The 14,712-nt window shown below is 69.3% G+C and carries 13 protein-coding genes; 7 read left to right on the forward strand and 6 right to left on the reverse strand.

Annotation, left to right across the window (positions count from 1 at the left end; genetic code table 11):
* The first annotated feature begins 17 nt into the window (after window positions 1–17).
* The 3 genes from ACEN9N_RS07120 to ACEN9N_RS07130 are packed head-to-tail and all read left to right on the forward strand — an operon-like array spanning window position 18 to window position 1,717.
* Complete coding sequence (locus ACEN9N_RS07120; protein ID WP_495655739.1) at window positions 18–737, forward strand: RNA polymerase sigma factor; 720 nt, start codon at window positions 18–20, stop codon at window positions 735–737.
* 24 nt (window positions 738–761) lie between these two features.
* Window positions 762–1,331: a ferritin-like domain-containing protein gene (locus ACEN9N_RS07125; RefSeq protein WP_007834612.1), complete on the forward strand. Its 570-nt coding sequence runs from the start codon at window positions 762–764 to the stop codon at window positions 1,329–1,331.
* Between the two features lie 41 nt (window positions 1,332–1,372).
* Complete coding sequence (locus ACEN9N_RS07130; protein ID WP_007834613.1) at window positions 1,373–1,717, forward strand: c-type cytochrome; 345 nt, start codon at window positions 1,373–1,375, stop codon at window positions 1,715–1,717.
* 73 nt (window positions 1,718–1,790) lie between these two features.
* Here the strand turns inward: ACEN9N_RS07130 and ACEN9N_RS07135 are convergent, their stop codons facing one another.
* On the reverse strand, window positions 1,791–3,554 hold the full coding sequence (locus ACEN9N_RS07135) for an IlvD/Edd family dehydratase (RefSeq protein WP_413312140.1): 1,764 nt from the start codon (window positions 3,552–3,554) through the stop codon (window positions 1,791–1,793).
* 170 nt (window positions 3,555–3,724) lie between these two features.
* Here ACEN9N_RS07135 and ACEN9N_RS07140 point away from each other — a divergent pair, with 170 nt between their 5' ends.
* The gene (locus ACEN9N_RS07140) at window positions 3,725–4,714 is read left to right on the forward strand and encodes a sialic acid TRAP transporter substrate-binding protein SiaP (RefSeq protein WP_007834615.1); all 990 of its coding nucleotides are present in this window, start codon (window positions 3,725–3,727) and stop codon (window positions 4,712–4,714) included.
* A 10-nt stretch (window positions 4,715–4,724) separates the two neighbouring features.
* Here the strand turns inward: ACEN9N_RS07140 and ACEN9N_RS07145 are convergent, their stop codons facing one another.
* From ACEN9N_RS07145 to ACEN9N_RS07160, 4 genes are all read right to left on the reverse strand, one after another.
* Entirely contained in the window at window positions 4,725–6,140 is a 1,416-nt protein-coding gene (locus ACEN9N_RS07145) for a GTPase/DUF3482 domain-containing protein (RefSeq protein ID WP_007834616.1), read from the reverse strand.
* Complete coding sequence (locus ACEN9N_RS07150; protein WP_495655740.1) at window positions 6,137–7,543, reverse strand: DUF2868 domain-containing protein; 1,407 nt, start codon at window positions 7,541–7,543, stop codon at window positions 6,137–6,139. The genes ACEN9N_RS07145 and ACEN9N_RS07150 overlap by 4 nt, the downstream gene beginning before the upstream one ends.
* A gap of 403 nt (window positions 7,544–7,946) precedes the next feature.
* Window positions 7,947–9,803, reverse strand: coding sequence for an ABC transporter ATP-binding protein (locus tag ACEN9N_RS07155; protein WP_495655741.1), 1,857 nt, complete (start codon window positions 9,801–9,803; stop codon window positions 7,947–7,949).
* 21 nt (window positions 9,804–9,824) lie between these two features.
* Window positions 9,825–10,769 carry a LysR family transcriptional regulator gene (locus tag ACEN9N_RS07160; protein WP_495655742.1) on the reverse strand — a complete coding sequence of 315 codons (945 nt, stop codon included), beginning with the start codon at window positions 10,767–10,769 and terminating at the stop codon, window positions 9,825–9,827.
* 101 nt (window positions 10,770–10,870) lie between these two features.
* Here ACEN9N_RS07160 and ACEN9N_RS07165 point away from each other — a divergent pair, with 101 nt between their 5' ends.
* The gene (locus tag ACEN9N_RS07165; RefSeq protein WP_413312133.1) at window positions 10,871–11,698 is read left to right on the forward strand and encodes a DODA-type extradiol aromatic ring-opening family dioxygenase; all 828 of its coding nucleotides are present in this window, start codon (window positions 10,871–10,873) and stop codon (window positions 11,696–11,698) included.
* A 4-nt stretch (window positions 11,699–11,702) separates the two neighbouring features.
* Here ACEN9N_RS07165 and ACEN9N_RS07170 read toward each other — a convergent pair whose 3' ends face one another.
* Window positions 11,703–13,160 (reverse strand): glycosyltransferase family 2 protein, encoded by a 1,458-nt coding sequence (locus ACEN9N_RS07170; protein ID WP_495655743.1) that lies wholly within the window; start codon window positions 13,158–13,160, stop codon window positions 11,703–11,705.
* A gap of 137 nt (window positions 13,161–13,297) precedes the next feature.
* Between ACEN9N_RS07170 and ACEN9N_RS07175 the strand changes: the two genes are divergently transcribed.
* Both ACEN9N_RS07175 and ACEN9N_RS07180 read left to right on the forward strand, forming a co-directional pair.
* Window positions 13,298–13,858: a cytochrome b gene (locus ACEN9N_RS07175; protein ID WP_007834631.1), complete on the forward strand. Its 561-nt coding sequence runs from the start codon at window positions 13,298–13,300 to the stop codon at window positions 13,856–13,858.
* A complete protein-coding gene (locus ACEN9N_RS07180) occupies window positions 13,855–14,712 on the forward strand; it encodes an alpha/beta fold hydrolase (protein WP_495655744.1) in 858 nt (285 codons plus the stop codon). Before ACEN9N_RS07175 ends, ACEN9N_RS07180 begins: the two co-directional genes overlap by 4 nt.

Below are 14,712 nucleotides of genomic sequence, written 5' to 3' on the forward strand. Positions count from 1 at the left end.
GGGAAAAGCAGCACACCATGCCCCACACCGCCTCCACACCCGACGCCGCCCCCGAAACCGGGGGTGCATCCGACCGCGAGCTTGCGGCACGCTCCGCACAGGGCGACACGCGGGCTTTCGCGGCCATCATGCGGCGCCACAACCAGCTGCTGTTCCGCACGGCGCGCAGCGTGCTCAAGAGCGACTCCGAGACGGAGGACTCCGTGCAGGAGGCCTATTTGCGCGCGTGGCGGGCCATCGGCACCTTCCGGGACGACGCGCAGCTTTCGACCTGGCTGGTGCGCATCGTCATCAACGAGGCCCTGGGGCGCCTGCGGCGACGAGGGGCGCAGGTGATTCAGCTCGACGGGGCGCACGTTGCCGACGTGGACCCGGACCCGGCGTCGGCGGTGGCCGACGATCCCAACCTGCAACCCGAACATCTGGCCATGCGTGAAGAACTCCGCCTTCTGATGGAGCGCCGCATCGATCGGCTGCCCGATGCCTACCGCACCGTGTTCATGCTGCGGGCGGTCGAGGAAATGAGCGTGGCACAGACGGCGATCGCGCTCGCACTGCCCGAAGCGACCGTGCGCACGCGCTTCTTTCGCGCACGCAGCCTGCTGCGCGAGGGCCTGTCTCGCGACATGGACGTCGCTTTGGGCGACGCCTTCTCATTCGACGGCGCACGTTGCGATCGCATCGTGGCGGGTGTGCTGTCGAGCCTTGTCAACGGGCGGGAATCGCCCCGCTCGTGACGTTCACCCTGCGAGGAAAACAAAATGTCCTTCTTTCAGATGGCTTCCCCCATTGCCGCCCGGCGCATGTTCCTGGGCCGTTCGGGCCTGGCGCTGTCCGGCGCCGCGGTTGCGCTGCTGGCCGGCAAGGATGTGCTGGCCGCCAAGGCCGGCGGCGCGACCGGGAACGATGTGCAGATTCTCAATACCGCGCTGGGCGCGGAGCTGGAAGCCATTGCGGCGTACCAGCTCGGTGCCGAAAGCAAGTTGCTCGAGAAGCCGGTGCTCGACCTGGCGGTGACCTTCCAGGGGCACCACAAGGCGCACGCGGAGCTGCTGGCCCAGACGATCGCCAAGCTCGGCGGCAAGGCCGTTGCGGCAAAGCCGAAATACGACTTTCCGGCGAACCAGCTGAAGTCGCAGGCGGACGTGCTGCGGTTCGCGGCCAAGCTCGAACAGGGCGCGGTGAGCGCCTACCTGGGGGCCGTGCCGCTGTTTGTGAACCGCGACCTGTCGAAGGCGGCGGCGAGCATCCTCGGCGACGAAGCCATGCATTGGGCCGTGCTGCGCCACGCGCTTGGCGAAGCACCGGTTCCTTCGGCCTTCGTGTCGTGACGCCGCTGCAGCTTCTGGCGGTTGCCGCGCTGTTCTCAAGCATGGCCGCATGGGGCGCCGCGCCCGATGCGGTGCGCGGCGAGCAGATCTACGCGCGCTGCCTGGCGTGCCATGCGCTGGCGACCGACCGGGTCGGGCCCAGGCACTGCGGCCTGTTCGGACGGCTGGCTGGCAGCGTGCCCGGTTTCAGCTATTCGCAGGCCATGAAGAATTCGAAGATCGTGTGGAACGACAAGACACTCGACCGCTTCCTGGCGAAGCCGCTGGCCATGGTGCCCGGAAGCGCCATGACCTATGACGGCGTGCCGGACCCCATGGAGCGGGCGGACCTGATTGCGTACCTGCGGCAGGCGAACGGCAAGCCTCCGTGTACGAACAGCCATTGAAGAAAAGCATCACGCGCGCGTACCCGCGAGCACCGGCTGGAAGAACGCGCCGTCGACGCGCCCCAATCGGCGCTCATGCCCGCGGCACCTTCCCCGCCGTATTCGGCGCACGGAGAAAGTCGAAGTCCACGCCCTTGTCGGCCTGCGTCACGGTCTGGAGGAACAGCTTTCTGTAGCCGCGCTCGGCGGTGGGTTCGACCACTGTCGTCTCCTGCGCGCGGCGCGCCAGTTCTTCGTCCGTCACCAGCAGCGAAATCTCGCGCCTTGCCACGCTGAGGCGGATGCGGTCGCCGCTGCGTACGTAGGCCAGCGGCCCGCCGATGGCCGACTCGGGCGTCACGTGCAGCACGATGGTGCCAAAGGCGGTGCCGCTCATGCGGCCGTCGGAGATGCGCACCATGTCCTTCACGCCGGCACGCGCGAGCTTGCGGGGGATGGGGATGTAGCCGGCCTCGGGCATGCCCGGCGCGCCCTTGGGGCCGATGTTCTTGAGCACCAGCACGTCTCGCGGCGCGACGTCGAGCGTGTCGCTGTCGATGCGGGTCACCAGGTCTTCGGCGTTCTCGAACACCACCGCGCGGCCTTCGTGTTCCATCAGCGCCGGGTCGGCGGCCGATTGCTTGATGATCGCGCCGCCCGGCGCCAGATTGCCCCAGAGCACCGCGATGCCGCCCTGCGGATAGATCGGCCGGGCAGCCGGCCGCACCACGTCCTGCCGAAAGCCGGGGCCCGCGCGCTCGAGCTCCTCGCCCAGCGTGCGGCCGGTGACCGTGAGCGCGTCGAGGTGCAGCAGCGGCTTGAGTTCGCGCAGCAGCGTGGCCATGCCGCCCGCGGCGTGGAAGTCTTCCATGTAGTGCTGGCCCGAGGGCTTCAGGTCGAGCAGCACCGGCGTCTCGCGGCCCATGCGGTCGAGCGCGTGCAGGTCGATGTCCAGGCCCATGCGCCCCGCAATGGCCGCGAGGTGCACGATGCCATTGGTCGAGCCGCCGATGGCCAGCAGCACGCGCATCGCGTTCTCGAAGGCGGCGGGAGCCAGCACCTTGTCGATGGTGAGGCGATCGCGTGCCATCTGCACGGCCTGCGCGCCGGTCTGCTCGGCGATGCGGATACGGTCGGCCGTCACAGCGGGCGGCGAGGCGCCGCCCGGCATCGTCATGCCCAGCGCCTCGGCGATGCAGGCCATGGTGCTGGCCGTGCCCATCACCGAGCAGGTGCCCACGCTCGCGACCAGCTGGTTGTTGACGTCGGCGGTTTCCTCGGCGTCGATCTCGCCCGCGCGGTACTTGCCCCAGTAGCGCCGGCAGTCGGTGCAGGCGCCCACGCGCTCGCCGCGGTGGCTGCCCGTGAGCATCGAGCCGGTGATGAGCTGGATCGACGGCAGGCCCGCCGAGGCCGCGCCCATGAGCTGCGCGGGCACGGTCTTGTCGCAGCCGCCGATCAGCACCACGGCATCCATGGGCTGCGCGCGCACCATTTCCTCGGTGTCCATGGCCATCAGGTTGCGCAGGTACATGCTGGTGGGCGCGGCGAAGCTCTCGTGCACCGAGATGGTCGGAAAGTCCATCGGCAGTCCGCCCGCGAGCATCACGCCGCGCTTGACGGCCTCGACGAGTTGCGGCGCGTTGCCGTGGCAGGGGTTGTAGGCGCTGCCGGTGTTGGCGATGCCGACCACCGGACGATCAAGTGCGGCATCGGTATAGCCCGCGCCCTTGATGAAGGCCTTGCGCAGGAACAGCGAAAAGCCGCGGTCGCCGTAGCTGGTCAAGCCCTTGCGCATGCCTGCACGGTCCGGGTCCGTGCCGTTGTCGTCATCGGGTTCGAGGGGCAAGGGGGACATGGAAGGGCCTCTGTGTTGCTTGCGTGATCGTATGCCCGTGCCCGGGCAAACCCGATTACCACTTTTTGTTTCAAATCCTTACGATTGGAGCCGGGGATGTTTCCGTGGCATCCCCTTGCGCTGGCGCGCAATTTGCACTGGTTTTGCCTTTTCTCATCGAGGGAGAGTTCATGAAAAGCTTCTTGCCGTGGCACCGGGCGGGCGTGCTGCTGATGGCATTGGGTGGCGTCATCGCTGTCCACGCCCAGGCCCAGGTGCTGCAATTCAAGTGGGGCCATGTCTACGAGCCCGCGAGCATCTTCCACCAGCAGGCGGAGCTGGCGGCGCGCAAGATCGCCGAGCAGTCCGACGGCAAGATCAAGATCGAGGTCATTCCCTCCTCCAGGCTGGGGCAGGAGGGCGACTTTCCGCTGATGCTGGCGAACGACTCGGTGCAGATCGCCTACGTCGGGCAGGCCACGCTGGCCGAAGGCTATCCGCCGCTGAGCCTGGGAACCTACCCCTTCGCCTTCAAGGACCTCGACCACATGCGCAGGTACCTGGCGAGTCCGCTGTTGGCCGAGCTGATGAAGGGCTACAACGAGAAGAGCGGCAACCGCATGGTGGCCTCGGTGTACTACGGCGCGCGGCAGGTCACGTCGGCAAAGCCGCTGTCCAGGCCCGAGGACTTCCGCGACCTGCGCCTGTACGTGCCCGCCGCCGCGGCCTACCAGCTGTTCGCCACCGCGCTCGACGCCAAGCCAGTGACGCTGCCTTTCATGAGCCTCTACGGCTCGCTCAAGAAGAACGAGGTGGAGGCGCAGGAAAACCCGCTCGACATCGTCAAGTCGAAGAAGCTCTACGAAGTCCAGAAATACGTGCTGCTGACGGGGCACGTCTACGACACTCTGGGCATCGTCATCGGCAAGGCCGCCTGGGCGAAGCTCGCGCCGCCCCAGCAGGCGATGGTCGAGAAGGTGCTCGCGGAAACCGCGAAGTGGACCAACGTGGGCGTGATCGCCGGCGAGCTCGAGGACGAGAAGTTCCTGCGCGACAAGGGTATGACCGTGTCGCCGGCCAACCGGCAGCTGTTCCTGGAGCGGATCGCGAAGCGGTCGACGCCCGAGCAGATGGGCGCGCGGCCGGGCGACTACGCGCGCCTGCAGGCGCTGGTGAACTGACGAGGCGGTTTCAGGCGGCTTCGAAGGCGCGCAGCAGCGCGTGCGAGAGGTCGGCCACGAGTGCTTCGCGCTGGGGAGAAGGGCGCCAGAACGCGCGGCTGGCCACGCCCGTGGCTTCCCATTCGGGATGGTTGCGCGCCGGCTGCACGCCGCGCACCGCGGCCGCGGCGGCACGCGTGGGAGCATCGCCGTTCTCGGGCGCATCGGCGGCGATGCGCTGCGTGGCCGCGTGGCCGCGCTGCTCGAGGGCCTGCGTGAGCTTGAGCTGCCATGCGGCCAGCGTGAACAGCACGCCGTCTTCCACCGTGAGTTCGTGCACGTCGCGCAGCTTGTTGGCCAGCTTGCGCCCGAGCGGCCCCAAGCCCTGCGACACCGCACCGCCGATGGCGCCGCCCAGCGCCGCGCCCGCACCGAGCGAGATGCCGGCCACCGCCAGGTCGGCCACCACGCCCACGGCCGCGCCGATGACCGCGCCCTTGCCGAGCCGCAGGCCCGCGTCCTTCATGGCTTCGGGGCTGAAGAAGTCGAGCGTCCAGCGGCCTTCGATCATCGGCAGCGGTGCCTCGTCGGCGTCGCCCTGGCGGAAGCCGTAGAGCGCGAGCAGGTCGTCGGTGCAGCGCTGGGCCTTGTCGAATACCGCCTTCTGCAGCGCCTCGACGAGCGCCTGGCGGCGTGCCGCGTCGGCGAACTCGGTGGACGACACCGTGCGGCGCACCGCGGCCGCATCGACGAGCAGGCCGGCGATGCGCGTGCAGGCGGACTGGCGGCGCCGGGCCGCCTCGGCGTCCAGCGCATCGACCACGGCGCGCAGCAGGTCGCGGCGCTCGCGCAGCAGCGTGGCGAGGTCGTTGTACAGGTCTTGTTCGGCGCCGACGAAGGGGGCCGCCGCGTCGAAGCGCACCTGCACGTGCAGGCCATAGGCCGAGAGCAGTTCCTTCCACGCCGTTTCGCGGCTGGCGGCATCGCGCACGAAATTCAGCACCGGCAGCACGGGGCGCGCACAGGAGTTGAGCAGTTCGATCTCGTCGCGGAACTTGGGCAGCACCGGCTCGCGCACGTCGATGACCAGGAAGGCCGCGTCGATGTCGAGCATGGTGCGCAGCACCTTGGCCTCCTGCTCGAACACGCCATGGGCTTCGGGACCCTGCAGGAACCGGCGGATGCGCTCGGGGGGCGTGGCCTGCTGGTCGAATCCGGCCAGGTGCTCGCGCAGCGCGACCGCGTCTTCCAGGCCTGGCGTGTCGAAGAAGCGCACGGCGGCTGCGCCATCCACGTCGAGGTCGACCGATTCGACATGGCGCGTGGTGCCGGGGCGCTGCGACACCTCGCCGAAGCCGACGCGGCGCGTGAGCGTGCGCAGCAGCGAGGTCTTGCCCGCGTTGGTGTGGCCGACGACGGCGATGCGGATGGGCGGTTGCGGCGTCACGGTGCGGCGACCCCGTCCTGCAAGGAGACGTCCAGGCGGTCGCCGGCGGTTACGCGCTCCAGGCCGGTGTCGCGCAGCCAGTCGAGCCAGCGCTGCGTGGCGCCGGCATGCGGCGCATCGGCCAGCCAGATTCGGCACTCGCCGCAATGCGCGAGCAGCTCGCGCAGGAAGCGCTCGGTGCCGCGATCGGGGCTCGATGCGGCGTGGCAGACCAGCAGCACGGTACGCGGATGGACGTGGGCCAACTGGTCGAGCAGGGCGCGGCGCGCGGGGGCGCTGCCGTCGATGCGCTGCACCTGCGTCGCGATGCCGGCGGGCAGGGCGGCTGGGGGCCAGGGCATGTCGGGTGGCAGTTCGAAGCCGACGACGAAGAGCGCGTCATGCAGCTCCGAGGCCGGCAGGCCCGTGGGCAGCGCACCGCGCGTGCGGCCCGGGTCGGCATCGACGATGGCCGCCGGGGCCATCGCGGCGAAGCGGGCCAGCAGCTTGCGGTAGTAGGGCTCGCTCCAGTCGGGCTGCAGCGCCTTGCGGCGGCTGCGCCACACGGCCGCGCTCCACAGCACGAGCACCACGCGCGGCAGCAGCCCGTAGACCACGATGCAGCCGGTAAGCCACAGCGCCCAGGCGCGTTGGCCGCCGGCGTTTGCGGCACCGGGTGCCGCGGCCAGCACGGCGGTGGCATCGGGCACGGGAAAGCCGAGCCGCGCCGGCGCCCAGCCCAGCGCCTGCACGGCCCGCACGAAGAATGCCGGCTCGAGGATCGTCGTCTCCCAGCTCAGCGTGTAGCTGCGGAACGCGAGCGCGAACAGCATCGCGGCCAGTACCACGGCGAACGACAGCGACCAGATGCCGTGGCTCACGAGCCCGAAGGCCCATGGCAGCAACTTCGCGCGGGACAGCAGCCCGGTGGCCGCACGCACCAGCAGCGGCGCCTGGCCGCGCCTGCCGCCGGCCACGCGGGCGGTGAGCGACAGCCAGATCCAGCCGAGCGATGCGGTACTGAAGAAAACGAAGGGCACCCACAGGCCCACGAGCCAGAGCAGCAGCGTGAGCACATGCAGGCCCAGCAGGCTCGCGAGCGCGACGATCACGTTGATGTGGCGCTCGCCGCCGCCGACCACGTTGCCCGCCAGCCCGAGGCCGGCCGCAACGATCAGCGCCACCAGCGCGAGCAGCACCCAAGGGGCCCAATGGCGGGCGCGTGCGAGTTCAGCCTGCAGGCCGATGCGTTCGCCGAGCCGGAGTGCGCGTTCGACGATCTGTCCGTGGGCATCGGCTGTGCGCGAGGCTGCGGTGCGCAGGGCTTGCGCATCGTCGAGCGGACCGGCCTGCTCGGTCCATCGGATGGCCTCGGTGATCACCGCGTCCGGAAAAGCAGTTTCGCGCAGCGCGGTGTTGGTCAACAGGGTCCCTTCGCAGCCAATCGGTCATCGCCCCGCCGGGTGCGGGGGGCGCGCGAATTATGCCCGGCGCATCAGGGACGGCCACGAAGGAAACGGGGCCGCAAGCGGCCCCGTTCTGCATGTCGCGGGAGGCGATGGCGCGTGCCCGGTCTCAGCGAAGGCCGAAGAACGAAAGCACGGCTACGACCACCACGATCAGACCGACGATGTAAATGATGGAATTCACGCGAGGACTCCTCTGTGTTGAGACGGGTCCAGCATTGCGCCGCCTGCGTGGCACCACTGTCGGCAGGGGGCGGCGTGTGCTGTAGGCGCGGGTGAAGCACCGCCCGGAGGTTTCCCCGGGGGCTCGTGGCGGCTCGCCTCATTTGTGACGATTGTTTGCAGGCGCAACCGGCGCCGTTCAGGCGCGCATCGCCTCGTCTTCCTCGAGGTTGTCGCCCAGGAAGCCACCGCTCTGGTGCGCCCACAGCCGCGCATACAGCCCGCCCTGCGCCATCAGCGTGCGGTGGTCGCCTTCTTCCACCACGCGGCCCTCGTCGAGCACGATCAGGCGGTCCATCGCGGCGATGGTCGACAGCCGGTGCGCGATCGCGATCACGGTCTTGCCCTCCATCAGCGCGTAGAGGCTTTGCTGGATGGCGGCCTCGACTTCGGAGTCGAGCGCGCTGGTGGCTTCGTCGAGCAGAAGGATCGGCGCGTCCTTCAGCATCACGCGCGCAATGGCCACGCGCTGGCGCTGGCCGCCCGAGAGCTTCACGCCGCGCTCGCCGACGTGCGCCTCGTAGCCGCGCCGTCCGGTTGCGTCGCCGAGCGTCTGGATGAATTCGTGCGCCTCGGCCCGCTTCGCCGCCGCCTCGATCTGTGCGTGCGTGGCGTCGGGCCGCCCGTAGGCGATGTTGTCGGCCACCGAGCGGTGCATCAGCGAGGTGTCCTGCGTGACCATGCCGATGTGGCTGCGCAGCGAGTCCTGCGTGACGTGCGCGATGTCCTGCCCGTCGATCAGGATGCGGCCGCTCTCCAGGTCATGGAAGCGCAGCAGCAGGTTCACCAGCGTCGACTTGCCCGCGCCCGAACGGCCCACCAGGCCGATCTTCTCGCCGGGCTTCACCACGAGGTTCAGGTCGTCGATCACGCGGCGGCCTGCATCGGCATAGCGGAAGCTCGCGCGCTCGAAGCGCACCTCGCCGCGCGGGACTTCCAGGGTCTTGGCACCGGGCGCGTCGAGCACGGTGCGCGGGCGCGACAGCGTCTTCATGCCGTCCTGCACCGTGCCGATGTTCTCGAACAGGCTGGTCATCTCCCACATGATCCAGTGCGACATGCCCTGCAGCCGCAGCGCCATCGCCGTGGCCGCGGCCACCGCACCCACGCCCACCGCGCCGTGCGACCACAGCCACAGCGCCGTCCCTGCCATGCCGGCGGTGAGGCCCATGCTCAGCGTGTGGTTGACGATCTCGAAGGCGCTCACGAGGCGCATCTGCCCGTAGCCCGTCTTCATGAATTCGCGCATCGCGTCGCGCGCGAAGCCGGCCTCGCGCTGCGTGTGCGAGAACAGCTTGACGGTCGCGATGTTGGTGTAGGCGTCGGTCACGCGGCCTGTCATGAGCGCGCGGGCGTCGGCTTGCGCCTTGCCAACCTTGCCCAGGCGCGGCACGAAGTACACGAGCGAGCCGATGTAAAGCGCCAGCCAGATCAGGAAGGGCCATGCCAGTTGCGGGTCGAGCACGCCCACCAGCAGGATCATGGTGGCCACGTACACGCCCATGGCCACCAGCACGTCGGCCAGCACGAAGATGGTGTCGCGCACGGCCAGTGCGGTCTGCATCACCTTGGCCGTGATGCGGCCGGCGAACTCGTCCTGGTAGAAGGCCATGCTCTGGCCCAGCATCAGGCGGTGGAAGTTCCAGCGCAGGCGCATCGGCAGGTTCACCGCGAGCGTCTGGTGCTTCACGATGGTCTGCAGCGCGACCACGCCGATGCTGATCACCAGGAACGCGGCCAGCCACATGAGCGTGGTGCCGCGTTCTTCCCAGAGGCGCGAAGGCTCGAGCCCGCCGAGCCAGTCGACGATGCGCCCGAGGATCGCGAACAGCGCCGCCTCGAAGATCGACATGACGGCGGTGAGCGCGGCCATCGCGGCGATCTTGCCGCGCACGCCGTGCGTGCAGGCCCAGAGAAAGGCCACGAAGCCCTGCGGCGGCAACGCAGGTTCGGCTGCAGGGTAGGGGTGAAGGAGTTTTTCGAAGAGGCGGAACAAGGAAACAGTCTCCCGGAGAGCTCAGGACTTTAGCCGCGCAGGCATGACCTTGCCCCGCAAAGGTGCGCTCAGCGGCGCATCCCTGCCGAGCCGCTCACCCAGGAAGTCGATGAAAGTACGCAGTTTGGGCGACATGTACTGCCGGCTCGTGTACACCGCGAACAGCGTGACGGGCGCGGCCTCGAACTCCGGCAGCAGCCGCACCAGCCGGCCCTGTGCGATGTCCTCGTCGATCAGCCACAGCGGCAAGAAGGCGATGCCCATGTCCGCGCGCACCGCGTGCAGCGTGAGCGTGGTGTCGTCGGAGCGCAGGGCCGGCGCCAGCCGCAGCGCAAACATCCGTCCGCCCGGCCCCTTGAGCGCGAGGTTCTCCAGATTCACGTAGCTCGGCACGATGGCACCGAGCTTCGCCAGGTCGGCCGGCAGCGCGGGAGCGCCGCCCATGCGCTCCAGGCAGGCCGGCGTGCCCGCGAGGTAGAAAGGCACGCGGCACAGCGGCCGGGCGATCAACGCGGGCGAGGGCTCCTGCGTGGCGCGCAAGGCGAGGTCGTAGCCGTCGGCGGCGAGATCGACCTTGCGGTTCTCCAGATGCATGTCGACCAGCACCTCGGGGTATTTCTCGCGATAGTCGGCCAGCACCCGTGCGAAGCGCGGCGTGGCGCACCACACGGGCGCGCTCACCTTGAGCTGGCCGCGCGGCGCGTCGTGGGCCTGGCCGATGGCGGCTTCGGCCGCATCGAGCAGGTCGAGGGCGCGGCGGCTCTGCTCGTACCAGGCGGTGCCGGCCTCGGTCAGGCTCAGGTGACGGCTGGAGCGATGCAGCAGCCGCGCCCCGAGCGACTTCTCGAGCTGTGCCACGTGCTTGCTGGCCATCGGCGGCGACAGGCCCAGCCGCTCGGCCGCGGCCACGAAACTGCCGGCCTCGACGACTTCGCGGAACACACGCAGGCTGGTCATCCGGTCCATGGCAATATTTCCTGTGGAGAACTGATTCGATGCATCGTAGCCCGTCGATTTCCTTGCAGGAAATGTCTACAGTCGATGCAACGCCTTCAAGGAGCATCGACTTGACCCACGACAACGCCAGCGCTTCATCGCGCCTGCCCACCTACTTCATCTCGCACGGCGGCGGCCCCTGGCCCTGGATGAAAAAGGAAATGGGCCCGACCTACGACCAGCTCGCCGCCTCGCTGGCCGACATGCCGCGCCAGATAGGCCGCACGCCCAGCGCCATCCTGATGGTGTCGGCGCACTGGGAGGCGCCCGTCTTCACGGTGCAAGGCAACCCGAAGCCGCCGATGATCTACGACTACGGCGGCTTTCCGGCGCACACCTACGAAGTGCACTACGGCTCGCCCGGTTCGCCCGAACTCGCGCAGCGCGTGCAATCGCTGATTGCCGCGGCGGGCCTGCCGGTGCAGATCGACCCCGAGCGCGGCTACGACCACGGCATGTTCTCGCCAATGGCCGCGATGTACCCGAAGGCCGACGTGCCGGTGGTGCAGCTGTCGTTGCGCCGCGGGCTCGACCCTGCCGAGCACCTGGCGCTGGGCCGCGCGCTCGCGCCGCTGCGCGACGAGAACGTGCTGATCGTCGGCAGCGGCCTGAGCTATCACAACCTGCGCAACTTCGGGCCGCAGGCGCACGGTGTGTCGAAGGCTTTCGACGACTGGCTCGACGACGCGGTGGTGCAGGGCGCGCCGGCCGGGCGCAGCGCCCGACTGATCGACTGGGCTTCAGCCCCGGCGGCACGCATGGCGCATCCGCGCGAAGAGCACCTGATTCCACTCATGGTGGCCGTCGGTGCGGCAGAGGGCGAGACCGGCGAGCGCGTGTACCACGAGGATGCCTTCATGGGCGGCCTGGTGGTGTCGAGCTTTCGTTTCGGCGCCTGAGGCTTCAGCCCCGCCGCACGCCCTCGGCATCCACCAGCCCGACGCGCGTCTGCCGGCCCCAGGTGCCGCGCCCGGTCAGGAACATCCACCAGCCCCAGGCCGCGCCCGTGTGGCGCAGTATCTGGAAGGTGAAGGGCTCGACCAGCGCGGCCAGGAAGGCCTGCACCATGTTGGCTTCGCTGCTGTGGCCTATCCAGCGCCGGTACAGGAACACCGACCACAGGTGGAAGACGAGGTCGAGCACGATCTTCGCGCCGATCACGCCGGCCACCGGCGCGAGCACGCCGAAGTTGCCGCGCACCAGATACACCAGCAGCAGCCCGAAGGCCGCAAGGCCGTAGAGCGGCTGCAGCGTGTCGATGGCCTTCACCGGCAGCATCGCAACGCCGAGCCAGCCATAGCGCCGGTCGCCAACCATGGCGCGGTACCAGAACTGCGTCTGCAGGAAGCCGCCGAACCAGCGGCGGCGCTGGCGCAGGAAGGCGCCCGTGCTGCTGGGCGCATCGGTGTGGGCCTGCGCGTCGCCCAGCACGCGCACCGTCCACGGCAGGCCGTGGGCCTGGGCGTGGCGGTGCAGGCGGTGGATGAGCTCGTAGTCTTCCACCAGGCAGTCCGTGTCGAAGCCGCCCACGGCGCGCACAGCGCCGGTGCGAAAGCCGGCGAAGGCGCCCGAGATCAGCAGCAGCCCGTTGACGCGCATCCACGCGTAGCGCGAGAGGAAGTTGCGGATGTACTCGTAGGTCTGGAACCACTGGAAGCAGCGCCCGGCCAGCGTGCGGCTGCACACCGGGATGATGACGCCGGTGGCGGCCACGAGGTTGGGCTCTTCGGAGAACGCCCGGCGCACGGCGCCGATGGCCTGGCTGTCGAGCAGCGTGTCGCCATCGACCGTGAGCACGGTGTCGGTGTCGATACGCAGGATGGCCGCGTTCAGCGCGGCCGCCTTGCCGCCATGCGGCAGGCGCAACCAGAAAAGAGAAGGATGTGTCGTGCTGGGCGCGCTCAACTCGCCCGGGGCCGGCGCGACGAGCCCGTAGCGCGTGGTCAGCAGCTCGGCCGTGCCGTCGGTCGAACCATCGTCGGCGATCACGATGCGGTCGGGCAGGTCGGTCTGGCCGAGCAGGGCGGCCAGCGTCACAGGCAGCACGGCGGCCTCGTTGTGCGAGGCGACGATCACGCCCAGCGTGTCGCGCCGGGTCGCGCTTGCGACAGCGGGCAGGGGGCGCGGCCGCAGGATCGGCAGCGTCATCCACGCCACGAACAGCAGCAGTACCGTGTCGTACAGCACATAGGCCACGCCCACCGACCATGCGGCGACGTTGCCGAACTTGAAGGCCATGGCGAAGAGCAGCGCCCACAGCACGAGCACGCCGCCGTGGATGAGCCAGCTTCGCAGCGGAGTATTGGGGGGCGACAGGCGCGGCGATGCGGCCGCGAAGGCGCGTTGGAGAGAATCGTTCAAGTGAAGGTGCCCCGGGGCGACAGTCGGTCGTTCGTCGATACGCAAAAACTCGGCCTGCGGTTTCGAAAATCCCGGGCAAAGCCGGGACAATCGCACGCGCCTTCGACTGAGTCGCCTCACGCCCGAAAATTCCCCGCATGCTCGCACAAACTCGCTACACCCGAACCGCCATCGTGCTGCACTGGCTGGTCGCGGTGCTCATGATCGCCAACATCGTCCTGATCCTGCTGGTCGACCATTACCCCGACGACTGGGTGCGCCCGGCCGTCGACACCCACAAGTCGATCGGCATCACCGTGCTGGGCCTCGTGATCCTGCGGCTCCTCTGGCGCGCCACGCATAAACCGCCACCCATGCCGGGCTCGTACGGTGCGCTCGAACGGTTCGCGGCGCATGCGGCCCATGGCGCGCTATACCTTGTGATGGTTTTGCTGCCGCTGTCGGGCTGGATGCACGACTCGGCCTGGAAGGACGCGGCCACCCACCCGATGCAGCTCTTCGGCCTGTTCGAATGGCCGCGCATCGGCTGGATCATGGCCATCGAGCCTGCCGTGAAGGAAACCTGGCACACCGTGCTGGGCGGCGTGCACGCCTGGGCGGGCTATGTGCTGTACGTGCTCTTCGGGCTGCACGTGCTGGGTGCGCTCAAGCACCAGTTCCTCGATGGCGAGGCCGAACTCCAGCGGATGCTGCCATGACGACACCGCAGGCCGGGGCACGCGACCTCATCGCGCGCATCGACGCACTCTCCACCCACCACGACCCGGTGCACGAGGGCGTGCGCGTGCGCTGGCGCCGCTTCGGCACCGACGCGACGAAGCCCCCGCTGGTGCTGCTGCACGGCGGCCACGGCAGCTGGATGCATTGGCTGCGCAATGCCGAGGCGCTCTCGGCCGGCCGCACGCTGTGGCTGCCCGACATGCCGGGTTTCAACGAATCCGATGCGCTGCCGCGCGTGGCGCCGGGCGAAGACCCGCTGCAGCCGCTGCTGGCCGCGCTCGGTGGCACGCTCGACCAGCTCATCGGCGCGGGTACCGTCATCGACCTCGGCGGCTTCTCCTTCGGCGGTCTGACGGCCGCGCGCTTCGGGGCCGGGCGCGGGGCGGTGCGCCGCTTCGCGCTGATCGGCAGCGGCGGCCACGGCACGCTGCGGCGCATGACGGCGAAGATGATCAACTGGCGCGCCGCGCCCAACCGCGACGAAGAGCGTGCCGCACTGCTGCACAACCTGGGCGCGCTGATGCTGCACGACGAGCCAGCCATCGATGCGCTGGCCTTCGAGATCCACGACATCTCCTGCCATGGCACGCGCTTTCGCAGCAAGGAGGTGTCGCAGTCGGGCGGGCTGCAGCAGGCGATCGGCACCATGAGCGTGCCGACGCTGCTGCTGTGGGGTGAGTTCGACGTCACGGCCGATCCGCGTCCGCTGGTGGCGCAATTGGCCTCGGAAGGGCCGGCGCGCGAAGGCGTGGTGATCGACGGCGCCGGGCACTGGGCGCAGTACGAGCGCGCCGACGAGGTCAACGCGCGGCTCGTGGAGTTCTTCCGCTGA

The organism is Variovorax sp. Varisp46 (assembly GCF_059491885.1).